Below are 23,330 nucleotides of genomic sequence, written 5' to 3'. Positions count from 1 at the left end.
GATCCCGTTCGACTTGCATGTGTTAAGCACGCCGCCAGCGTTCATCCTGAGCCAGAATCGAACCCTCCACAAAAAACTTCATGAAAAGCATCCGAAAAGATGACTCACAAAAAAAAGAAATCGACAATCCTTATAAGGAAAGGACAATCACAAAAACCCCACCCCCAATTACCCACTCTCATGGAACCCCGCAAAACACGAGGAAGGGAATGAACTGGCAATCATTGACTATAAAGAAGTAGTACAAACACACTCTTGAGTTCTCAAACCACCACCACACACAAACCAACCCGGCAACCAAACCAACCAAGGAAAGCAACCGGACCGCTCAGCGGCAGCGAGTGATTAACTTACACGCAAAACCCCAACCACGCAAACCCACCACCACACAACACCCCACAAACCCCGGAAACAAGCCAAAACACCGGCGTGTCGAAAACACCAAAAACACAACACAAACACACCCACCAACCCACCACACCCACAAAACACACACCAACACCAGCCACGGCACCGTCGGCGCAACCATGGCGCGCTATACCTGTAGGTATGACGAAGAAGATCGCAGTCCTGACCGGCGCAGGCATCTCCACATCCGCCGGCATCCCCGATTTCCGCGGCCCGGACGGCGTGTGGACCAAACACCCGGACCAGATGAGCGTCTACGACATCGACGCGTTCCTCACCGACAAGGAGGCTCGCGAATACTCATGGCGCTGGCAGAAGGAATCCCCCGTATGGAACGCGCAGCCCGGCGTCGCGCACAAGGCGCTCGTCAAGCTCGAGAAAGCCGGCATGCTCACCTTGCTCGCCACGCAGAACTTCGACGCCCTGCACGAGAAGGCCGGCAACAGCCCGAGCATCATCGTGAACCTGCACGGCACCATCGGCACCTCGCACTGCATGAAGTGCCATGCGAAGTACGATACGGCCGACATCATGGCCCGTCTTGACGAGGAGCCGGATCCGCGCTGCCATCGCACGCTCAAGTACCAGGGCGACATGCCCTGCAACGGCATGATTAAAACGGACGTCGTCTACTTCGGCGAGGCCCTGCCCGACGGCGCGATGGAGAAATCCTACAAGCTCGCCACGCAGGCCGACGAGCTGTGGGTGATCGGCTCGACGCTGGAGGTGTTCCCCGCCGCGAGCATCGTGCCGGTCGCCGCGCAGGCGGGCGTGCCGATCACCATCATGAATATGGGCCGCACACAATACGACCGTCTCGCCGACCGCCTCATCCACGACGACATCGCCGTCGCTCTGCCGAAGCTCGTCGACGAAACGATCGCCGCGAACAGCTGAGATCGCCCCGTTTCGTACGGGGCCGAAGGGTCGTCGTCGTTCTGTCCCCGACACACTCCAGGCCGTTCGGCCGAGCCTACGGTCGGGAACAGAACGACGACGACCCTTCTCAGTTCCGACGAATGCAGCGCCATGGCTCATCCTCCACGAACCACAACAAGAGCGACGGGCCACCGCATCCCGTTCCCGACCGTGGGCCCGGCCGAACGGCCTGGAGTGTGTCGGGAATGGGATGCGGCGGCCCGTCGCGGTCACGTCCGTCGCGGTCACGTTTGCCGAGTGGCCATTACCGTCGCACGACGATCGATCAGTAGATGCGCTTGGGCTGGAAGCCTTCGGCGCGCAGGGCGGCGAGGATGCGGTCGATGTGGTCGGGGCCGTTGGTCTCGACGGTCACGCCGAGCGACACCGCGTTCGTGTAGTGGCCGGACGCCTTGAACTGGTCGTGGTCGAGGGCGATGACGTTGGCGCGTTCGCGCGCGAGCAGCGAGGCGACCTTGACGAGCTGGCCCGGGGTGTCCGGCAGCTCCACCTCGAAGTTCATGATGCGGCCGCGGGCGATCATGCCCTTCTGGATGACCGCGCCCATCGTCACGGTGTCGATGTTGCCGCCGGACATGATCGGCACGACCACGTGCGGGCCGTGGGCCGCGGCGAACTTGCGCGAACGCAGGTTGAGGTGCTCGAGCGCGGCGAGCGACACCGCGCCGGCGGCCTCGACGACCAGCTTGTGCTTTTCGAGCATGAGCAGAATCATCTCGTTGATATCGCGTTCGGTGACGGTGACGAGATCGTCGAGGAACTCGTTGAGCAGCGCGTACGGCAGGTCGCCCGGATGCTTGACGGCGACGCCCTCGGCGGAGGTGACGACCTGGTCGGCCTCGGTGACGCGGCCCGCGGCGAACGAGTTCTTCCATGCGGGGCTGCCTTCCGGAATCGCGCCGATCACGCGCACCTCCGGCTTGAACGTCTTGATGGCGAGCGCGACGCCGGCGCCCAGGCCGCCGCCGCCGAGCGGCACGACCACGTCGGTGACGTTCGGCACGTCCTCGAGGATCTCCAGTCCGATGGTGCCCTGGCCGCAGATGACCTCGTAGTCGTCGAACGGCGGCACGAAGATCATGCCTTCCTTTTCGCTCAGTTCGGCGGCGTGCGCGGCGGCCTCGTCGAAGACGTCGCCGTAGAGGACCACGTCGGCGCCGTACGCCTTGGTGGCGTCCACCTTGAGCGGCGGGGTGATGGTCGGCATGCAGATCGTCGCCTTGGCGCCGCGTTCGCGGGCCGCGTAGGCGACGCCCTGCGCGTGGTTGCCGGCGGATGCGGTGACGATGCCGCGCGCCAGCTCCTCGTCGCTGAGGGAGGCGATCTTGTTGTAGGCGCCGCGGATCTTGAACGATCCGGTGACCTGCAGGTTCTCCGGCTTGAGGAGGATCTCGTGCCCGGTCATCTCGCTCAGTGCGGGGGACGGAATGATCTCGGTGTGGCGGGCGGTCCCCTTCAACCGCTCGGCGGCCTTCTTCAGTTCGGCCGCATGGTCACGCTGCAATGCTTTGAGGACGTCTTTCTGTTCCATAGTGCGTATTGTAGGCGGGCACGCGGCCGGAACAGGGCCGCGTGCCCGATTCGCGAATCGTCAGATCCGTACGACGATACCCTCCCACGGATCCAGTTCACGGTTGGCGAGTGAGACGACGGCGTGGGTGGCGCCGTGCGTGGCGATCACAATGTCGTGTTCGGTGACGCCGTTTTCGACCAACGCGTACGATTCGGCCGGCAGGTCGACGGTGCGCCCGGACAGGTTGACGGCGACGAGCAGCGTGCCTCCCGCAGCTCCCGGCGTGGTGGCGAGCGAGCGTGTGAACGCGTAGACGTGCTGGTCGTCGGCGTCGAGCAGCGTCCAGTCGCCGGCGGCGACCACCGGGTTCTCGTGGCGCAAGGCGATGAGCCGCTTGTAGAACGCGTACACGGAGTCGGGGTCGTCGAATTCGGCGGCCGCGTTGATGTCGACATGATTCGGGTTGACTTCGATCCACGGCTCGGCCGGAGCGTCGGGGGCGGTGAATCCGGCGTACCTGGACGCGTCCCACTGCATGGGGGTGCGGGCGTTGTCGCGGCTGATGAGCTCGAGCGACGCCATCATCGATTCGGCGGTCTGGATCTTCGCCTCCTCGACGCGCTGGCGGAACGCGTTGATCGATTCGAGGTCGCGGTATTGGTCGAGCGTCTTGAAGTGCGCGTTGGTCATGCCGAGCTCTTCGCCCTGATAGACGTACGGGGTGCCGCGGTGCATGTGCAGGAGCAGTCCGAAGGCCTTGGCGGAGCGCACCCGCGCCTCTTCGCCGGTGTCGTCGCCCCAGCGGGACACGATGCGCGGCTGGTCGTGGTTGCAGAAGAACAGGCTGGCCCAGCCGGCGTCCTTGACGGCGGCCTGCTGGTTCGCCAGAACGCCGCGCAGCCACGGGGTGCGGAACGGGACGATCTCCCACTTGGAGCGGCCTTCGCCTTCGCCCATGTGGTCGAAGAGGAAGAGCATGTCGAGTTCCTTGTTCGCCGGGTTGGTGATGTGCTCGTTGCGTTCCGGGGTGATGCCGGGCGCCTCGCCGACGGTCAGGAAGCCGTCGCGGCCCTCGAACACCTCGCGGCGCATTTCGGCGAGGAACTCGTCCTGCCGCGGGCCGTCCGCGCAGAACGGGTTCGGGTTCGAGTAGCCTTCCTCGCCGACCGGCAGGTCCTCGAGCTCGGAGCCGGCTTCGCCGGGCAGGCGCCCGGCCGCGTCGGTGCGCTTGGAGATCAGGGTGATGACGTCCATGCGGAAGCCGTCGATGCCGCGATCGAGCCACCAGTTCATCATGTCGTACACGGCGCGGCGCACGTCCGGGTTCTCCCAGTTGAGGTCGGGCTGCTTCTTCGAGAACTGGTGCAGGTAGTATTCGCCGCGTTCCGGGCAGTACTCCCATGCGGAGCCGCCGAAGTAGGATCCCCAGCGGTTCGGTTCGGCGCCGGGCGCGCCGGGTTCGTAACCGGGGCGCGCGGGACGCCACCAGTACCAGTCGGCGTGCGGGTCGTCGGGGTTCTTCGACGCTTCGAACCATGCGTGCTCGTCGGACGTGTGGTTGACGACGAGGTCCATCACGATCTTCAGCCCACGCTTGTGGGCTTCGGCGAGCAGCTCGTCCATGTCGTCGAGCGTGCCGAACAGCGGGTCGATGTCGCGGTAGTCGGAGATGTCGTAGCCGTTGTCGTCCTGCGGGGACTTGTAGACCGGGGAGAGCCACAGCACGTCGACGCCGAGGTCGGCGAGATAGTCGAGACGCGAGGTGATGCCCTTGAGGTCGCCGAAGCCGTCGCCGTTCGTGTCCTGGAACGAGCGCGGGTAGATCTGGTAGACCACGGCGTTCGCCCACCACGGGTTCGGGGTGGCGCCGTTCGTACGGACGGCGTCGGGCAGAGTTTCACGGTTGAATGCGGTCATCATCGGCTCCTTTGCAGCTATGGCGTCGCCGCCGCACGGCCGTCGTGGCGCGTGCGCGGCATCTGCGAGCGAGTGTAAGCGACGACGGTTTTCTTTCCCATTCGCGTCCGTGCCGGGTGCGCCGGAAAGAAAACCGATGGAGGCGATCGCGACGGGCGGGGTTGGGTATTCTGGGGACGGAATGCACGACCGGCGGAGCGAGGACGGCTGATGGACGGAACGCAACGGGAGTTTCCCCGATGGTTCGAGGGCTCGGAGTACACGCATCGCGTGGCGCGGGCCATCGCGAAGTACGGTCCGATCGCGCGCACCACCCTGGCGCAGATGCTGGGACTGTCGCAGGGCGCGCTGTCGCGCATCACCGGCGATCTCATCTACGCGGGCGTCATCGAGGAACTGCCCGGCGACGCGGTGGGCCGCGGCCCGCTGCCGCAGGGGTTCACGCCGAAGGAGAGTTCGGAACGCCGCGGCAGGCCGCAGACCGCGTTGGTGCTGTGCGCGAACGCACGCACGTTCATCGGCGTGAAGGCGCAGGGCACGTCGGCCATCGCGGCGGCGGTGAACGCGCGCGGCGAGGTCGTGTCGTCGCGTCACGAACGCGTGTTCCCGGACCGTTCGCCGGAGACGGTGACGGCCGCGATCGCCGATCTCGTGCGGGAATGCCGTGACGACGTGGCGGCCACGACGCTGCCCTCCCCGACCGCCGTGGGCGTCGCGATCGGCGGGCACGTACGCGACGATACGGTCGTCACGCATGCGCCGTTCCTGCGCTGGGACCGTGACGTGCCGCTCGCCGCGATGGTCGAGGAGGCGAGCGACCTTCCCTGCAATCTGTACAACGACATCGACTCGCTGCTCGTGGACGCCAGCTGGTTCGGGCCGGGCGTGGGATTGGAGGCGTTCGCCGTGCTCACGATCGGTGTGGGCGTCGGCTATTCGCTCGCGATGCGCGGCGAGCCGGTCTCCTACCCGGACAAGAGCTACGGGCTGCTCGGGCATGTGCTCATCGACCCGGAAGGCCCGCGCTGCGTGCTCGGGCATATCGGATGCGCGCAGTGCCTCACCGACGAGTCGTTGGCGAACCAGTATTCACGCATGATGGGTCGAGCATGCACGTTCGACGAGTTCGCGCGCGACGCCCGCGACGGCCGGCCGCAGGCGTCGCGGCTCGTGCAGCTCACCTGTTTCCGTCTGGGTTCGCTGATCGCCATGATCGCGAACATCGCGATGCCGTCGAAGGTGATGGTGGCGGGCGAATCGGCGTTCATCGCGGCGATGGGCGTCGACGCGGTCCGCGACGGCATCCGCCGCTACCGGCACAGCCAGGCCGCGCCGGTGGAGTTCACCGTGGTCGACCACGACTGGCAGCTATGGGCGAAGGCCGCCGCCAGTCGCGTCATCGAACGGTATATCGGCTGAGGTTCCGTTCACTGCCTGACAACGGTGAACAGAACCGACTGAGCGGGATGCAGCGACGGCGGGCGTAGGCCGTAGGCGGCGAGCGTGCGGCCGGTCATGAGGACGCCGTCGGGCGTCCACCAGCCGAGCGGGGACTGGCCGTTGCCGATGCCGAGCGCCGCGAGGTCGAGGTCGAGGTGCAGCGGCTGCACGCGGTATGTGGCGTCCGGGTCGAGGCCGGGCAGACGGACCGGCGAGGCCGGATAGGTCTGCGATGTGGTGAGCTGCGTGAACCGGTAGAACGCGGCGGTCCGGTCGGGTTTGACCATGCCGTCGACGCGCACGGCCGGGTCCGGGGTGTCGGTGTGGACGCACGTGTCCACGGCGAACCAGGCGCGGTGTCGCTTGAATTCGGCGACCCATGCGGCGAGCTTGGCCACGTCGGCGTCCGGTTCCTTGAGCAGGTTCCATTCGATGCCCATGTGCCCGTAGAACGCCATCGCCATGCGCAGTTCCTGGCTGGTGGCGCGCTGCGTGGAGTGCGCGGGGCTCGCGCCCACGTGTTCGCCCATCATGCATGGCGGCACGAGCAGCGACGTGTAGCGCTGGATGTCGGCGCGTTCGACCGGGTCGACGCAGTCGGACACCCAGATGCGGTCCGCGAGTTCGAGGATGCCGAGGTCGACGCGGCCGCCGCCCGAGGAGCAGCTTTCGATCTCGAGGCCCGGATGCGCGGCCTTGAGGTCGCGGAAGATGCGGTAGACGGCGAGCGTCTGCGCGTGCACGGCCGGTACGCCGTACCCGTGGCCGCCGCCGTTGTCGAACCGCTGCGTGGCGGCTTCGGTGACGAGCTTGTTGTGGTCCCACTTGATGTAGTCGATGCTCAAGCTCCCGACGAGCCCGTCCATCGCGTTGTAGATGTAGGCGTACGCCTCCGGGTTGGTCAGGTCGAGCACCTGCTGGGAACGGCCCTGCATCGGCAGGCGGTTCGGCGTGGACTTCAGCACCCAGTCCGGGTGGGCGCGGTACGTGTCGGAATCGGGGTTGATCATCTCCGGCTCGAACCACAGGCCGAACTCCATGCCCTTGCCGTGCACGTGGTCGGCGAGCGCCTTGAGGCTCTTCGGCCCGTCCGGCCACACCGCGGACGAGATCTGCCAGTCGCCGAGTCCGGACGTGTCGTCGCGGCGGGAGCCGAACCATCCGTCGTCGACGACGAACCGTTCGACGCCGGTCGCGGCGGCCTTGTCGGCGAGCGCGGTCAACGTGTCGTAGTCGTGCTGGAAGTAGACGGCCTCCCACGTGTTGAGGATGACGGGGCGCGGTTTGGACGCGAGTTCGGGGTGGAGGTCGCGCAGGTGGGTGTGGAAGCGCGCGGCGACCTGGTTGAGGCCGTCGCCGGTCGCGCCGTACACCCACGGCGTGGTGTACGTGTCCGTCGCGGCGTCGCCATGCAACGTGGCTTCGCCGCCGAACAGGATCTCGCCGCCGCCGATCATGCCGTCCGTGTACGGCTGGCGTTCTGCGGCGAGCACGCTGTTGCCGCTCCAGCCGACGTGCACGGCGTAGGCCTCGCCGTGTTCGAAGCCGAAGCCGGGCACGCCGGCGGTGAGCAGGAGGCTCGCGTCGAAGTCGGGGCGTCCGGCCAGCGAGACCTTCTCGAACCGGCCGACGGTGAGCGGCTGGCGCTGCGGGCTGCGTTCGCGCAGATGGTGGCCGGTGGTGGTGAGGATTTCGGTGGCGACGGCGGGCAGCGGGAAGCCGAGTTCGACCTTGCCGATCTCGAGCGCGTCACTTGCCGCGCCGGTCGTGTCGGTGATGGCGGCGCGTTGGCGGATGAGGCCGCCGTGCAGCAGTTCGACGGTCCAGACGAGGCGCACGCCCTGTTCGGCGTCTTCGGCGGTGACGGTGACGACCGGGGTGTCGACGGTTGTGACCGGCGCGGCGACGCGCGCTTCGGCGGGCGTGGATTCGGGGGCGTCGACGGCCTGCGTCACGTCGAGCGCGGGGCGTGCGTCGAGCGTCGTCGCGATGTCGGTGACGGTGAACTTCGGGAACAGTTCGATGCCGCCGCGGCGCACCTCGAAGCGCTTCTGGCCGATCCACGATTCGCTTTGCGTGGGCAGGATCGACGGCCACATGGTCTCGTCGAGCGCGCCGGACACGCGTTGGGGCCTGAGGGCGTCGACCTGGGAGATCAGGGTTTCCGGCGCGGCGACCGGCTTGCCCCAGTGCACGAAGCGCGGCAGTTCGCCGCCGGGGAAGGCGAGCGCGAACGCGACGGCCGATTCGGGGGTCACGGCCGATTCGTGCGCGGTGCCGGCCTGTTCGGCGTAGATGAGGGTGATCGGGGTGCCGTCGGCGGCGGTTCCGGCGAATCGTTCGATGCGCGTCATTGCTGATCTCCTTTGGGGTATCGGATCCGGTCCCGTGGCTGGTCCGTGACTGGTCTGCATCCGGTTCCGATGGTAGGACGGCGACCTTTCCTTGCCATCCCCCTGTGTGTTCCGTGCCGCTGGAAAGAAAAACATCTCCCATGTCCGAATCCGGTTCCGGTTTTGTCGCGGTCTTCCGTTCCCTGCTCACCCGATGCGCTTCGCACGGCGGCCTACCCGCATCGACGAGGGGCCAAGGGCTAGCGCCGTGTGGCGAAGAAGCCGGCGAGCAGGGCCGCGCATTCCGCTTCGCGCACGCCGCCGTACACTTCCGGCTCGTGGCCGACGTGCGGGTCGCGCGGGATGTCCCATACGGATCCGCAGGCGCCGAGCTTCGCGTCCCATGCGCCGAACACGATGCGGCCGACGCGGGTCTGGAGGCATGCGCCCGCGCACATCGGGCAGGGCTCCAGGGTGACGGCGAGCGTGCAGTCGGCGAGGTTCCAATCGCCGCGGGATGCGGCGGCCTCGCGCATCGCGACGATCTCCGCGTGGGCGAGCGGGTCGCCGTCCGCTTCGCGCGTATTGAACCCACGTCCGATGACGGCGCCATGGTCGTCGATCACCAGCGCGCCGACCGGCACATCGCCGGTGGCCATGGCGCGACGCGCCAATCCGATGGCCTCGCCCATCACCTCGTCATACCGCATATCGCCCCCGTGCTGTTGTGGCCCGCTGTCGCATTGCGGCCGATTCCCTTGTGACCATTGTTCCATCATGGCCGTCGTTCCATGGGGGCCGCCGTTCCGTTGTGACCGCCGTTCCGTTGTGACCGCCGTTCCATCGTGACCGTTGCTCCGTTGTGACCTCACTCACCCCGTCGCGGCCGACCTTACCGCATCCGGCGGCGGATTCCACGGAGAACAACCGCCACCTCCGTAAAAACCGCCTCTCACTCCGACTCAGCGGCGGATTTCACGGAGATCAGGCCCATCCTCCGTATTTTCGGACGCTGAACCACCGTAAGAGGCGGATTCCACGGAGCAATGGAATCATCTCCGTAAAAACCGCCTCTAGATGCCGGAATCGGCATCTACTTGCATGACGTAGATGTTGCGGCGGAGTTCTCGGGCCTGGGGTCGGGAGATGTCGCCGGCTTCGAACATGTCCTGCACGACGCCGAGCTCGATCGCATAGCTCTGCTTCTTGATCTCGTCGGCCTGGCCGGCCGCCGCCGCGCTGCCCTCCATGTTCGGACGGGACTTGAGCGAGGCCTCGGCGCGACGGTAGTCGAGGATCAGCGCGGAGCAGAACTCCGTGTTGAACCGGTCGTGGCTCATCTCCTCGCCGAGCTTGCCGATCACGTGTTCGATGGCGTCCACCTGCAGCGTGCGCATGTGCGCGAAGATCTGATCCTCGCTCACCAGCGGCGTGGTGCGGCGGATCTTGTTGACCGTGCGCTTCACCAGATTCAACGTGCGATGCTGCAATCCGCGCAGACGGCCGCCGAGCTGCCATCCGATGCGCCCGCTTTCCGGGCCGGCGGTGGTGTGGCGCAGCGTGTTCATGATCTGGTCGAGCATGCGCTCGCACACCTCCACGTTGAGCTCCTGCTCGGCCTTGTCCGGGATCGGATGCGCCTTGAGGTCGGCGAGGCGGTCGCGCACGAACTGCTTCTCCCAGTTGAGCGCCTGGATCTGCAGCTCGCCGTAGCCCTGCGGGTCGAGCGCGCCGAGACGGTGCTTCAGGCGGCTGATGCGCTTCGTGTACGAGTCGATGACCATGAGTACGGCGCGGCGGTTGTCGGGCGTGATGCGGCTGGTGAGCTCCTCGACGGTGCGCCGCAGCACTTCGATGGTGATCTCGTTGAGCTCGGTGCCCGTGTCCTTGTTGCGGTTGGGGGCGAGCAGCGGCAGCAGGAAGTTGGCGAGCAGCAGCGTCATGACGATCACGCCGGAGGCGATGAAGATGAGCTCGTCGCGCATCGGGAACGGCTTGCCGCCGGACAGGTAGTACGGGATGGTGAACATCAGCGACAGGGTGATGGTGCCCTTGGCGCCGCCGAACGTCATGACCGCCGCCGAGCGCCAGCGTTCGGGCGTCATCCTGCGCCGTTTGCCGGTGTTCACGTCGCGGGCGATGCGCAGCATGCCAGACACCCAGATGAAGCGCAGCACGATGACCACGGCGGTGACGAGCAGGATCGCGACGACGAGCAGCCGGTTGCTCACCCACGGGTCGGACCAGCTGGCGATCATCGCGCCGGGCAGCAGCATGCCGAGCAGGATGAACACGGCGCCGTTGAGCGTGAACGAGAGCACGCCCCACACGCTGGTGGCGACGATGTTGGTGCGCGCCACGTTCGGCCCGATGCCGGTGCGGTCGAACCGCACGAGCAGTCCGGCGGCCACGACCGACAGGATGCCGGAGACGTGCACCTCCTCGGCGCCCAGGTACAGCAGGAACGGCAGGAACAGCTCCATGAGGATGCGCGTGGTGGTGGTCTCCCAACCCAGCGAGCGCACCGTTTCGAACAGCCAGTTGATGACCAGTCCGACGAACGTGCCGAACAGGGCGCCTCCGATGAACGAGACCGCGAAGTCGCCCGCGGCCTCGCCGACGGCGAATTCTCCGGTCACGGCGGCGGCGATGGCGAACTGGAAGCCGACGATGCCGGAGGCGTCGTTGAACAGCGATTCGCCTTTGAGCACGCCGCGCTGGCGCATGGTCAGCGACGCCTCCTTGCCGAGCGAGCTGACGGCGACCGCGTCGGTGGGGCCGAGCGCGGCGCCCAGGGCGAGCGCGGCGGCCAGGGTCATCTGCGGCCATAACGCGTGCAACGCGAAGCCGACGGCGGCCATCGTGGCGATGGCGAGCCCGATGGCGAGCGACAGGCTGAGCTTCAGGGTCTTGAGCAGGGCGGATTTGTCGATCTCATGCGCCTCCAGATAGAGCAGGGGCGCGATGAACAGCACCATGAACACTTCCGGGTTGAGGTCCACGGTCGGGAAGACGGGCAACAGCGTGATGGCCGCGCCGAGCACGATCTGCACGAGCGGGGTCGACACCTTGGGGATGAACCTGCTGAGGAACGAGGACAGCACGACCGCCGCGATGATGCATAGAATCAGTTCGAGCACGTCCATGTGTTGCCGCTCCTTCCGCCTTCTCCCAATCGCCCAAAGTATAGGAACAGGGTTAGGAAATCATTACGCGGGAGGCGTGACGGCCGCGTGGACGGGCATCACGCGGGAACCCGACCACCGTGATCATCCGGCGGACCGTCGGGTCGTTCGGACCGTTTCGGCGCCGGCCCGCGCGATCAACCGCATCGTCACCGCGCCTGTTTCGCCGCCTTCGCCGCCTGCATCGCCTTGCAGGCGACGAACACGGACCGCACGAGCAGCACACCCAGATACACGGTGAACATGATCGCGCCGGCGCGCGGCGTGACGGAGGCCGCCATCCACGTGCCGAGCGGCGCAGTGAGCGCGGCCACGACGCCGATGATCAGCGCGGCCTTGACGTGCACCATGTGGCGCCGTGCGTTCGCCACGGATGTGGTGATCGCGTTGGGGAACATGGCGAGCAGCGACGTGCCGCGCGCGATGAGGTCGCTCGCGCCGAAGAGGATCGACAGGGCGGGCACGCAGATCGCGCCGCCGCCGATGCCGAGCAGCCCGGCGAGGATGCCGGCGACCACGCCGAACGCGACGAGGCCGACCACCGTGGCGACGGTCATCTCGATGCGCGAGTCGCGAGACGGGTTCGACATGGCCTGGTTGACCATCACGAACAGCAGGAACACGACGAACGCCCACCGCAGCACGATCTCGGAAAGCCGGGAGAGCAGCCATGAGCCGATCTGCCCGCCGACGAACATGCCGGCGAACACGATGAGCGCGGCGATCCAGTCCACGTCGCCCTCGAACGCGTAGGAGGCGACGCCGGAGACGGCGGTGGGCACGATGGCCATCATCGAGGTGGCTGCGGCGTGCCGCTGCGTGAGGCCGAGCCAGACGAGCGCGGGCACGATGACGGTGCCTCCACCGATGCCGAACAGGCCGGACAGGATGCCGACGGCCACGCCCACCACGGCCATGATGATCAGGCCGCGCGGGGATTCGTCCAGATGGTTCTCGTCAAGGGCGGCGCCGGCCGCCGGTTCGGCTTCGATCGTTGCGTTCATGCCGCCAGTCTAGGCACGGGCCGCCGCGCGGGGCCGGCCGGTTTCCATTTGCCACGCCCTTACGGCGCCGCCTACAGCACGCCGGAGGTGATGTCGTGGTCGAGGAACCACTGGCGCAGGTCGGCGAGCTCCTCGAGGCTCACGTTGTGGTCGAGCGCCCGGTAGCTTTTCGTGGTGAGCCACGTGTGCTCGTTGAGCCACGCCTGCGCGGCGAACAGCTCGTACTTCGGCACCACGTCGTCGTTCTTGCCGTACGTGTAGAACACCGGCACGTTGTACCGTTCGAGGATGCCGTCGGCGGGCGCGGTGCCGGGGACCACGCCGGGCGCGATGTAGCCGGACAGCGACACCGCTGCACGGTAGCGTTTCGGGTTGACGCGCAGCAGGTGCACGGCCAGCAGGCCGCCCTGCGAGAAGCCGAGCGGCACGACCTCGCGTTCGTCGGGCAGGTTGTTCGCCACCCACCGGTCGATGGACACGGCCATCTCGTAGGCGGCGCGGTCGAGGTCCTCGCCGAACGGCACCCGTTCGCCGAACCACGCGTACGCGCCGGGCGAGTACGCGTCGCCTCCCGCCAGCCGCAGGGGCCCGCGCAGGCTCGCGAAATCATTGTAGGGGGCGATCTGGCGCATGAGGTCCGCCATCTCCGCCTCGTTGGATCCCCAGCCGTGCAGGCAGAGGAACAGCGGGTGCGTGGGATGCGTCGCTCCCCCGCCGCGCGAATACCGTGCAATGGTCAGGTCGATGGTCATGTCGTCTCGCCTCGTCGCCGATGAATGCCGATGGATCGTGGGATGTGTCCGGAATCGATTATCGCGTATGGGGCATCATCGCGCCGCCGGCGTTCCACCGATGGACAGTGTCCGCCCGCCCGCCGCCGACGACGCGTTCGCGGACGTCCCGTCGCCGCCCGTCGCGCCGATCCTGGCGAGCGTGCCGCCCCATTCCTTCTGCAGCAGCGTCATGTCGGAGGCGTCGCCGAACGCGATCCACCGACCGCCGCTCAGCGTGCGCCAGTCGCCGCCCGTCGCGTCCGCGGCCTGCGAGGCGTATTCGCCCAGCAGGTCGCCGATCTTCGTCCGCACGGCGTTGCGGTATAGCTTGGCGGCGGATTCCGAATCGAAGGTGAGGTAGGCGACGCGCGTGTCCGGGCACACCGACGCGGATTCGACGCCCGGGTAGACGTCGACGTCGATGTCCTGCCAGCCGGATGTGCATACGCCGGTCACGCGTTCGACGTCGAAGCGCATGCGGTCGCTGCTGTTGACCGGCGCTTCGTCGCGCACGGCCGGGCGGACCAGCCCGTCAGGGAAGAGCACGCCGACGACCACGCCGAGCGTGAGCAGCATCACAGCGAAGACCATCGTGATGATGCCGCCGGACGCGACGCCGCGATGGCTGACGCGGCGGGGCACGGTCGCGCGCGCGATGATGACGAGGACGAGCGTGACGCCGATGAGCACGGCGCACGCGATGGCGATGAGACGGCCCGGCACCGTGCCGTCCGGATCGACGTAGGCGGGTGCGATCTCGTGCGCGGCGGATGCGGCGCCGCATGCGATGGCGGCCAGTCCGCACAGCAGCGCGACGATGGCGAGCGTGCGGCTCACGCCTCCGGGACGATGACCGGCGTGGTAGGTGATGTCGCGCCGGTTCGCGGCACGACGGGCAGCGGGTCTGCGGGGTTCGTCGCGCGTGCCGCGGGCGCGGCGTGAAGCGCGACGACCGGAGTCGCCCGAAGCGTCGTCCCGGCCAGCGAAGAAGTCGTAGTCCTCGTTCATCGTGTCCCCCTTCATGGCCTCCGTCGCCCCTGCTGCCCCAAGTCTACCGCGGTGGGGTAAAGGCGGCCGTCATCCGCGGGAACGGCAAAGGAAAACCCCGGTGGCGAACCACCGGGGCCAGAGAAAGGAGAGAGAAGAAGAAAGGTTCAGTTGTTCGGGGCTTGCGCTCCGGGTCGGCTTGGTGCTGACGGTTATTAGATAACCATGCGTTCCTGTGCTTACCGATGTGTTTGGCTGGGAGATTTCTGGGAATCGGGGACGGCGGGCTCCGGCTGGCCGGTCCGGGCCGATCGAAGGGGCGCGTGTTGTGGGTGGGCGCTAGGCTTGTGGGCGATATCACATTCGTACTATTCCGTCCGTGAGGAGCTTTTCATGCTGCTGTCCGACCGCGACATTCTGGCCGCGCAGGCCGAAGGGCATATCTCGCTCGACCCGTGGACCCCGGAGATGGTCCAGCCGGCCTCGATCGACGTGAGGCTCGACCGGTTCTTCCGTCTGTTCAACAATCACGCATACACCTACGTCGACCCGTCCGAGAACCAGGGCGCGCTCACCGAGGAGTTCGCCGTCGACCCGGACGAGCCGTGGATCCTGCACCCGGGCGAGTTCGCGCTCGGCGCCACGTGGGAGTACGTCAAGCTCGATGCGACGATCGCCGCCAGGCTGGAGGGCAAGAGCTCGCTGGGTCGCCTCGGCATCCTCACCCATTCGACCGCCGGGTTCATCGACCCGGGCTTCGAAGGCCATATCACGTTGGAGCTGTCGAACGTGTCGACGCTGCCGGTGAAGCTGTGGCCGGGCATGAAGATCGGGCAGATGTGCTTCTTCCAGCTGAGCTCCCCCGCCGAGCATCCGTACGGATCCGCCGGCGTCGGCTCGCATTACCAGGGCCAGCGCGGCCCGACGCCGAGCCGTTCCTACGAGAACTTCTACCGCGCGCACATCGACGACTGAGCGCGCACGCACGTATCGCCGTCGCACCCGTTCCGGTGCGGCGGCGATACGGTATGCAAGACTTCGGCGGCCGGCGACGGCCGCCTTTGCTATGACGGTACACAGTGCGACGTCGACGGCAACGAACCGCCGAGCGGACAGACACGAGTGAGGAGAGACCGATGACCGACCCGAGCGGCGACTTCCATTTCGACTTCCAGAACCGACAGACGCCACAGACGCCGCCAGCTGCGCAGCCGGCGCAGCCTGTTCAGCCGGCGCAGACCGTGCAGCCGGCGCAGACCGTGCAGCCGCCGGTCGAGCATCACGGACGGCACGGCAGGCACTCGGCGCCGAGCGCGTCGGACGCGCCCGCCATGCCGGGGTACGCACCGGCCGACGCCGCGGCCACGCAGGCGTACGGCCAGCCGGCACCCATGCAGACGCCGGCACAGGGCTATGACGCGTTCACGCAGCCGTTCCCGGCGCAGGACCAGCCCACGCAGGCATTCGGCCAACCAGCGCCCATGCAGACGCCGTATGCGCAGCCGACGCAGCCCACCCAGGCGTACGCACAGCCCACGGCCGCGTACGTACAGCCCACGCAGGCGGCGCCCGCCGCGGAGCAGCCGACCCAGGCGTTCCAGCCGTCCCAGGCGACGCAGGCCTACGGTCAGCCGGCCCAGGCCTTCCCCGGTGCGCAGCCCACCCAGGCGTACGGCCAGCCCACACAGGCGTACGGCCAACCGCAGCCCGCACAGCCCACCCAGGCGTTCCCTGCGGCCCAGCCGTTCCCCGTCGCCCAGCCGTATGACGGCGGCGCCGCGGCCGCGGCGGGCGGCGAGGCCACGCAGGTCTTCGGTCCGGACGTCATCGCGCAGACCGCCGACCAGCCGGCGGTCCAGGCCGCGATGCCGCCGTCCATCGCCCCGAACGACGAGGACGAGGATGGCGACGAGGATTCCGGCAACGGCAAGGGCGGCAGGAAGCAGGGACGCCGTGGGATGCCGCGCGGCAGGATCATCGCCATCGTGGTGGCGGCGATCGCCGTCATCGCCCTGGTCGTGGGCGTCGTGATGTTCGTGCGCGCGAACAGCGGCAAGCTGCTGTACGCGGCGTGCACGAGCGCGCAAAGCAAGTACAACGACGACATGAACGATCTGCACGAGAAGGTCACCGAAGCCCAGCAGACGGCGTCCACGACCACCGCGGACCAGTTGAGCGACGCGAACACGCTCACCACGCTCAACCAGCTCATCACCGACGCCGGCAACATCAAGACCGACGCCACCTGCAAGGCCGACATGACCAAGGACGAGCTCAAGGAGAACACCACCAAGTTCAAGGACACGCGCAAGCAGGCCGACGACATGGAGGACAAGCTCGACGACGCCGAGGACGCGGTGACCAAGAGCAAGGGGTCGAAGACCTCGGATGCGCGCAAGTCCGACCTGAACGGCTCGATCTCCTCCGCGCAGAGCCTGCTCAACAGCTCCGCCGGCCAGGTGCAGGACGAGTCCACGCGCACCGCGCTGCAGAACGCGATCAGCAACGCGAACAACGTGGCCGGCCAGTCGAACCCGTCCGAATCGGATGTGAACAACGCCAAGTCGCAGCTGGAGAAGGCCATGGCCGACGTGAACGCGTCGATCTCCGCCAAGCAGCAGGCCGACGCGCAGGCCCAGCAACAACAGCAGAGCCAGCAGCAACAACAGCAACAGAACCAGTCGCAGCAGCAGAACCAGAACAACTCCGGTTCGGGGTCCGGCACGGACTCCAACACCGGAACCGGAACCGGCGGCACGGATGCCGGCGACGGCTCCAACGGCTCGAACTGAGCCCCGCCGAGCCGCGCAATACGCCGCGATCCGGTGCGCCCCCGGCACACGCCAGCCGCCACGCCCCGCACATATCGTGCATGAAAACATGAAAGAAGCCCCTCGCACGAGGGGCTTCTTTCATGCCGTCATCGATCGGAACGCATCACCGCGTCACCGCCCGGCCATCGCGCGCAGCACGCACTTGCGCAGTTCGGAGGCGACGAGCACGAACGCGGCGAGGCCGATGCATTCGAGCCAGGCCAGCGGGCTCAGCGGCGTGGTGCCGAACGCGGTGTTGAGGAACGGCACGTAGATCACGACGAGCTGCAGCACGACGGACAGGCCGATCGCACCCCACAGCCACTTGTTCGAGAACAGCCCGACGAACACGCTCTGCAGGTGGGAGCGCGAGGCGAGCGCGTTAAACAGCTGCGCGAACACGAGAATCGTGAAGCCCATCGTGCGCGCCTCGGTCATCTGCGCCTCGTGGCCGAGCGCATCCACCGAACGGTCGGTGAACAGGCCGCCGGCCAGATGCATGTCCATGCCGATGAGCGTGACGGCGGCCATGATGAGGCCGACGAAGACGATGTCGCCCCACATCGAGGCGTCGATCACACGGTCGGTCACGCGCCGTGGCCTGCGGTTCATCACGTCCTCGGTCTGCGGGTCGACGCCCATCGCGAGCGCGGGCGCCGCGTCGGTGAGCAGGTTGATCCACAGCAGCTGCGTGGCGAGCAGCGGCACGGTCACGCCGGTGGATTCGGGCTGCGTGATGCCGAGGAATCCGGCGAGCACGACGCCGAAGAACACGGTGAACACCTCGCCCACGTTGGAGCTCAGCAGGTAGCGCAGGAACTTGCGGATGTTGTCGAAGATCACGCGGCCTTCGCGCACGGCGGCCACGATGGTGGAGAAGTTGTCGTCGGCGAGGATCATCTTCGCGCTCTGCTTGGTGACCTCGGTGCCGGTGATGCCCATCGCGACGCCGATGTCGGCGGTCTTGACGGCCGGGGCGTCGTTGACGCCGTCGCCGGTCATCGCGACGATGTTGCCCTGCCGCTGCAGCGATTCGACGATCTTCAGCTTGTGTTCGGGCGCGACGCGCGCGTACACGGACACTTCGGACGTGGCCTTGTCGAACGCGGCCCGGTCGTCGGCGAGCGCGTCGAGCTGGTCGCCGGTGAGCGCCTTGCCGCCCTTGTCGATGATGCCCAGGTCGGAGGCGATGCGTGCGGCGGTCAGCGGATGGTCGCCGGTGATCATGACGGCGCGGATGCCGGCGCGATGCGCCTCGGCCACCGAGTCGCGCACTTCGGTGCGCGGCGGGTCGATGATGCCGACCATGCCGTTCCAGATGAGGTCGGATTCGATCGCGTCCGCCTGGTCGGCGATGTCCGCGACCTGCCCGGCCGCGTTCGCCGTGATGCCCGGCACTTCGGACAGGTTCGCGGTGCCGAGCGGACGGTACGCCTCGCCGAGCGTGCGGTACGCCTCGCCGGAGAGCCTCTCGACGGTCGCGAGGATCGTCTGGCGGTCGCCTTCCGTCAGCGGGCGCACCTGCCCGCCGACCGCGATGCGCGAGCAGTACGAGAGCAGCACGTCGGGCGCGCCCTTCGCGAACACGGTGAGTTTGCCGCCTTCCGTCGAGTCCTGCGCGATCACGGACATGCGTTTGCGCTCGGACGTGAACGGCACTTCGGCGACGCGCGTGAACCGGTCGTACCCCTTCATCGCGCCGGTCTTGCGCGCGGCGACGATGAGCGACACCTCGGTCGGGTCGCCGACGACCTCCCATCGCCCGTTCTCCTCGCGCAGGTCGCCGTCGTTCGCGATCGTGCCGGCGGCGAGCGTGGCGAGCGCCTCCGCCCTGAGCGACGGATCGCCGGAGAGCGGCGACCCGTCGGCGGCCGTCATCGTGCCTTCCGGCGTGTAGCCGGTGCCGGTGAGATGCACTTCGCCGCTGGGGGTGACGATGCGTTCGACGGTCATCTCGTTGCGTGTCAGCGTGCCGGTCTTGTCCGAGCAGATCACGGACGCGGAGCCGAGCGTCTCGACGGAGTGGAGCTTCTTCACGATCGCGTTGTGCGCGGCCATGCGCTGCACGCCGAGCGCGAGCACGACGGTGAGGATCGCGGCGAGGCCTTCCGGCACGGCGGCCACGGCGAGCGAGACGGCGAGCAGCAGCGAGTCGATGACGTCGTGGATGTCGTTGAAGCCTTCGAGGAACGCGAGCGCGGCGAGCACGATCACGGCGATGATGACCACGGCGATCCCGAGGATCTTGGAGACGTAGTTCATCTCCTTCTGCAGCGGGGTCTGCTCGTCCTCGGTGGCGGAGAGCATGTCGGCGATCTTGCCGACCTGCGTGGCCATGCCGGTGCCGGTGACGATGGCGCGGCCCGTGCCCTGCGTGACGGACGTGCCGTTGAAGATCATGTTCGCGCGGTCGCCGAGCGCCTTGGCCTCGCGCAACGTGTCCGGTTTCTTGCCGACGGGCACGGATTCGCCGGTGAGCGACGCTTCGGCGATGCGCAGGCTGGCCGCGGCGAACAGGCGGCCGTCCGCGGAGACCGAGTCGCCTTCCGCAAGCACGATGATGTCGCCGGGGACGACGTCGACGGTGTTGATGCGCACGACCTTGCCGTCGCGCAGCACGGATGTGGTGGGGGCCGTCATGCCGGCGAGCGCTTCGACGGCGGCCTCCGCCTTCGCCTCCTGGATGTAGCCGAGCACGGCGTTGACGATGAGGATGAGCACGATGACGATCGCGTCGAACGGCAGCGCCTCGCCGCCTTCCGCCCCGGGCACGGCGTTCGCCTTCTCGATGAACCACGCGATCACGGAGATGACGGTGGCGGCGAGCAACAGGTAGACGAGCGGATCCTGGAACTGGGCGAGGAACTTCCTCCATTTCGGCACGGGCGGCGCCCCCGCCAGCTCGTTCGGGCCGAACCGTTCGAGCCGGCGTGCGGCCTCGGCCGAACTCAGGCCGGTGTTCGGGTCGACGTCCAGCGCTTCGGCGACGTCGAACGCGTCGGTCAGGCTGGGATCCGTGTCGAGGATGCCGTCCGGCCCGATGCCGGAAGCGGTCTGCGATGGCATGCCCTCGTTCGTTGCGGGCGATGCGGATTGATCATGCGTGCGATCAACCATGGTGATCTCCTTGGTATAGCCGCGGAGTAGTCAGCACACGGGAATGCACGCCGGTTGTCTCCCCGACGGCCCGCATGCTGCGCGGTTATGGGCTTCGGCGCGACTGCCGCCGAAGCATGTGGCCCCATTATTCCACACGTTTTCCCGTACCGGCACCGACATGCCGCAGCCCGTTGCCCACCGCGTGTCGCCCGGGGGCGCCGGGGCCCTTCCCCTAAAAACACGGTTCCCTCCATGGTTTGCCATGGAGGGAACCGCAATGCCCGGGATGACCGGTTGGCCTACGGACGGTCCACCGGACTATCCGCTCAGTGGCTCCAGACGGCCGCGTCGGGGTCGAAGTCGGGGTTGTAGCCGTCGTCGTCGGGGTCGTTGTAGGTGTACTCGTCGTCGACGACGCCGGAATCGGCCTCCTCAAGGAGGGTGTCGATGTCCTTCTTGTCGAGCATCTGGCCGGGCAGCACGTCCTCGATGTAGCTGGTCACGGCCTGGCTCATCGGCACGTCGTGGCCGGCCTTCTCGGCGAGGAACCAACGGTGGGTGAGCACCTCGTGGAAGAACTGGGCCGGTTCGATCTGCGAACGGTATTCGCGCGGGATCGAACGCACGGTCGGCTCGAACACCTCGCGCATCCAGTCGGTGGCGACGATCTCCAGATCCTCGCCCTCGCGCCACGTGGAGGCACGGTAGGCGTCGAGGTCGTTGAGCAGGCGACGGGCCTGGTTCTCCTGCACGTCGAGGCCGGTGAGGCGCAGCAGCTTGCGGTTCGCATAGCCGGCGTCCACGACGCGCGGGCGCACGAGCACGCGCTTGCCGTCCTCGTCGGTCTTCATCTCCAGCTCGTCCACGTCGAAGCCGAGCTCGTTGAGCTTGTTGACGCGCTTCTCGATCTTCCACATCTCGTCCGGGCCGAACTTGTCGGTGTCGGTCAGCGCGCTCCACAGCGAGTGGTAGCGCTCGACCAGGCGGTTGCCGACCTCGATCTCGTCCACGTCGCTGGGCAGCAGCTGGCCGGAGCTCAGATCCATGAGTTCGCCGATGATGTTCGTGCGCGCCAGGTCGATGTCGTATTCGCGCTGTCCCTCGGTGAGGTTCACCTGCAGGTCGCCGGTCTCGGCGTCCACGAGGAACGCGGAGAACGCGTCGGCGTCGCGCAGGAACAGCACGTTCGACAGGGACACGTCGCCCCAGTAGAAGCCGGCCAGGTGCAGGCGCACGAGCAGCACGGCCAGCGCGTCGATGAGACGCTCGGCCGTGTCCGGGCGCAGGTTGCGGGCGAACAGGGCGCGGTACGGCAGCGAGAACTTGAGGTGCTTCGTCACGAGGATCGCCTCGAGCGGCTCGCCCTCCTTGTTGTGGCGTCCCGTCACCACGGCGACCGGGCGCACGGCCGGCAGTTCGAGCTTCTGCAGGCGGCGCAGGATCTCGTACTCGCGCTCGGCCATCTGCCGCGTGATCTCCTTCATCGCGTACACCTCGTCGCCGACGTGCACGAAGCGCACCACGTGGCGGGAGATGCCGCGCGGCAGGTTGGCGAGCAGGTCCTCCGGCCAGGTGGCGAGCGGCTTGTGCCACGGCAGGGTGAACATCTTCGGGTTCGAGCTCGCCGCCGTGATGTTCAGGGCCCGGGGCTCCGCGTTGCCGGGGGTCTCGGCCTCGGCGAGGACGCTCGTCGCCTTCGCCGCGCGCGGATCCAGTTTCGACAGATTCATCGATGCTTGCATCGTCGTGCCTACCTACCTTGTTGCCTGGTTATGCCTATGTGACCTGGTTGTACCTGTTTGCCGCGCCCGGGCATGTCCGGGACCGCGCCCGGCCATGCCCTGCCCGTCTATCGCCGACGGCCCGCGCGGCTTTCCTTACTTGGCCGCCTCGCCGGCCTTGCGGCGCGCGTTCGCGACCGAGTACAGGCTGATGCCCGCCGCCACGGACGCGTTGAGCGATTCGACCTGGCTGGAGATCGGGATGCCGGCGACCGCGTCGCACGCCTCGCGCACGAGACGGCTCACGCCCTTGCCTTCCGAACCGAGCACCACGACCAGCGGATCGGTCTCGAAACCGGTCTCGCCGACCAGCTTGTCGCCGCCGCCGTCCAGCGCGACCGCGTAGTAGCCGCGCTCCTTGAGGCTTTCGATGGCCTTCGTCAGGTTCACGACGCGGCACACCGGCAGGTGCGCGGCCGCGCCGGCCGACACCTTCCACGCGGCGGCGTTCACCGAGGCGGAGCGACGCTCCGGCAGGATCACGCCGTTCGCGCCGAACGCGGCGGCGGAACGGATCACCGCGCCCAGGTTCTGCGGGTCGGTCACGCCGTCGAGCGCGATGAACAGCGGGCGCGCGCCGATGCGGGCGGCCGCCGAGTTCGCGGCCTCCATCGCGCGCGACTTCTTGTCCGCACGGTCGGCGAGTTCCGCGAGCGAGGAGTACTGGTACGGCTGCACCTTGAGGATCACGCCCTGATGGTTGCCGGAACGGGCGATGCGGTCCATCTCCAGACGGTCCGCCTCCAGCATGTGCAGGCCCTGCACGCCCGCCAGCTTGACGATCTCGCGGGTGCGGTCGTCGTGCTCGATGCGCGACAGCACGTACAGCGTCGAGCTCGGCACGCCCACGCGCAGCGCCTCGAGCACCGAGTTGCGGCCGAACACCAGATCGGAGGTGTCCGCCGAGGAGAACTTGTCGACGCGACGACGCGCCGCGAGCCTCGGATCGGACATCCTGCGGCGGTCGGAGGCCTTCTTCGCCGCGTACGCCTTGTGATACACGCGATCCTCGGCCTTGGGCGTCGGTCCCTTGCCGCGGAGCGCGTTCCTATGCTTGCCACCCGACCCCTTGGTCGGTCCTTTCTTCGTAACCATAAGGGTCATTGTCCCAGCACCCCAGCCCAACGCCCGCGTATGC

Annotated in this window: 15 protein-coding genes and 1 rRNA gene; 4 read left to right on the top strand and 12 right to left on the bottom strand. The window is 67.5% G+C overall.

Going from position 1 to position 23,330, the window contains the following annotated elements:
- Positions 1-73 (bottom strand): 16S ribosomal RNA (locus GFD21_RS07890); the annotation flags it as partial.
- A 476-nt stretch (positions 74-549) separates the two neighbouring features.
- Between GFD21_RS07890 and GFD21_RS07885 the strand changes: the two genes are divergently transcribed.
- Complete coding sequence (locus GFD21_RS07885; protein WP_163197420.1) at positions 550-1,305, top strand: Sir2 family NAD-dependent protein deacetylase; 756 nt, start codon at positions 550-552, stop codon at positions 1,303-1,305.
- A 307-nt stretch (positions 1,306-1,612) separates the two neighbouring features.
- On the opposite strand, the gene ilvA is transcribed toward GFD21_RS07885, so the two are convergent.
- Together ilvA and GFD21_RS07875 are read right to left on the bottom strand one after the other, a co-directional pair.
- Complete coding sequence (ilvA, locus tag GFD21_RS07880) at positions 1,613-2,878, bottom strand: threonine ammonia-lyase (protein ID WP_163197418.1); 1,266 nt, start codon at positions 2,876-2,878, stop codon at positions 1,613-1,615.
- Positions 2,879-2,938: 60 nt separating this feature from the next.
- Positions 2,939-4,777 carry an alpha-glucosidase gene (locus tag GFD21_RS07875; RefSeq protein ID WP_163197446.1) on the bottom strand — a complete coding sequence of 613 codons (1,839 nt, stop codon included), beginning with the start codon at positions 4,775-4,777 and terminating at the stop codon, positions 2,939-2,941.
- A 210-nt stretch (positions 4,778-4,987) separates the two neighbouring features.
- Here GFD21_RS07875 and GFD21_RS07870 point away from each other — a divergent pair, with 210 nt between their 5' ends.
- Positions 4,988-6,196, top strand: a complete 1,209-nt coding sequence (locus GFD21_RS07870) for an ROK family transcriptional regulator (protein WP_191996897.1) — start codon at positions 4,988-4,990, stop codon at positions 6,194-6,196.
- 8 nt (positions 6,197-6,204) lie between these two features.
- Here GFD21_RS07870 and GFD21_RS07865 read toward each other — a convergent pair whose 3' ends face one another.
- From GFD21_RS07865 to GFD21_RS07840, 6 genes are all read right to left on the bottom strand, one after another.
- The gene (locus GFD21_RS07865) at positions 6,205-8,571 is read right to left on the bottom strand and encodes an alpha-galactosidase (RefSeq protein WP_163197416.1); all 2,367 of its coding nucleotides are present in this window, start codon (positions 8,569-8,571) and stop codon (positions 6,205-6,207) included.
- A gap of 239 nt (positions 8,572-8,810) precedes the next feature.
- Positions 8,811-9,260: a nucleoside deaminase gene (locus GFD21_RS07860; protein ID WP_163197415.1), complete on the bottom strand. Its 450-nt coding sequence runs from the start codon at positions 9,258-9,260 to the stop codon at positions 8,811-8,813.
- 363 nt (positions 9,261-9,623) lie between these two features.
- Positions 9,624-11,696, bottom strand: coding sequence for a cation:proton antiporter (locus GFD21_RS07855; RefSeq protein ID WP_163197414.1), 2,073 nt, complete (start codon positions 11,694-11,696; stop codon positions 9,624-9,626).
- 188 nt (positions 11,697-11,884) lie between these two features.
- The gene (locus tag GFD21_RS07850) at positions 11,885-12,739 is read right to left on the bottom strand and encodes a sulfite exporter TauE/SafE family protein (RefSeq protein WP_163197412.1); all 855 of its coding nucleotides are present in this window, start codon (positions 12,737-12,739) and stop codon (positions 11,885-11,887) included.
- Between the two features lie 71 nt (positions 12,740-12,810).
- On the bottom strand, positions 12,811-13,491 hold the full coding sequence (locus tag GFD21_RS07845; protein ID WP_163197411.1) for an alpha/beta hydrolase: 681 nt from the start codon (positions 13,489-13,491) through the stop codon (positions 12,811-12,813).
- A 75-nt stretch (positions 13,492-13,566) separates the two neighbouring features.
- On the bottom strand, positions 13,567-14,535 hold the full coding sequence (locus tag GFD21_RS07840) for a hypothetical protein (RefSeq protein ID WP_163197410.1): 969 nt from the start codon (positions 14,533-14,535) through the stop codon (positions 13,567-13,569).
- Positions 14,536-14,892: 357 nt separating this feature from the next.
- Between GFD21_RS07840 and dcd the strand changes: the two genes are divergently transcribed.
- Positions 14,893-15,474, top strand: coding sequence for a dCTP deaminase (gene dcd, locus GFD21_RS07835; RefSeq protein ID WP_163197409.1), 582 nt, complete (start codon positions 14,893-14,895; stop codon positions 15,472-15,474).
- Between the two features lie 161 nt (positions 15,475-15,635).
- A complete protein-coding gene (locus tag GFD21_RS07830) occupies positions 15,636-17,291 on the top strand; it encodes an FIVAR domain-containing protein (protein WP_163197408.1) in 1,656 nt (551 codons plus the stop codon).
- A gap of 153 nt (positions 17,292-17,444) precedes the next feature.
- On the opposite strand, the gene GFD21_RS07825 is transcribed toward GFD21_RS07830, so the two are convergent.
- The 3 genes from GFD21_RS07825 to rlmB all read right to left on the bottom strand — a co-directional run bounded on the left by GFD21_RS07825 (position 17,445) and on the right by rlmB (position 23,287).
- A complete protein-coding gene (locus tag GFD21_RS07825; protein WP_225431732.1) occupies positions 17,445-20,378 on the bottom strand; it encodes a cation-translocating P-type ATPase in 2,934 nt (977 codons plus the stop codon).
- 359 nt (positions 20,379-20,737) lie between these two features.
- Positions 20,738-22,141 carry a DUF4032 domain-containing protein gene (locus tag GFD21_RS07820; protein WP_404801568.1) on the bottom strand — a complete coding sequence of 468 codons (1,404 nt, stop codon included), beginning with the start codon at positions 22,139-22,141 and terminating at the stop codon, positions 20,738-20,740.
- 147 nt (positions 22,142-22,288) lie between these two features.
- Entirely contained in the window at positions 22,289-23,287 is a 999-nt protein-coding gene (gene rlmB, locus GFD21_RS07815) for a 23S rRNA (guanosine(2251)-2'-O)-methyltransferase RlmB (RefSeq protein WP_163197402.1), read from the bottom strand.
- Between the last annotated feature and the right edge of the window lie 43 nt (positions 23,288-23,330).

The organism is Bifidobacterium platyrrhinorum, assembly GCF_010667645.1.
In the GTDB taxonomy this organism is placed as follows: Bacteria; Actinomycetota; Actinomycetes; order Actinomycetales; family Bifidobacteriaceae; genus Bifidobacterium; species Bifidobacterium platyrrhinorum.
The sequence above is the reverse complement of the archived record's forward strand: the minus strand, read 5'-3'. Positions and strand labels throughout refer to the sequence as shown.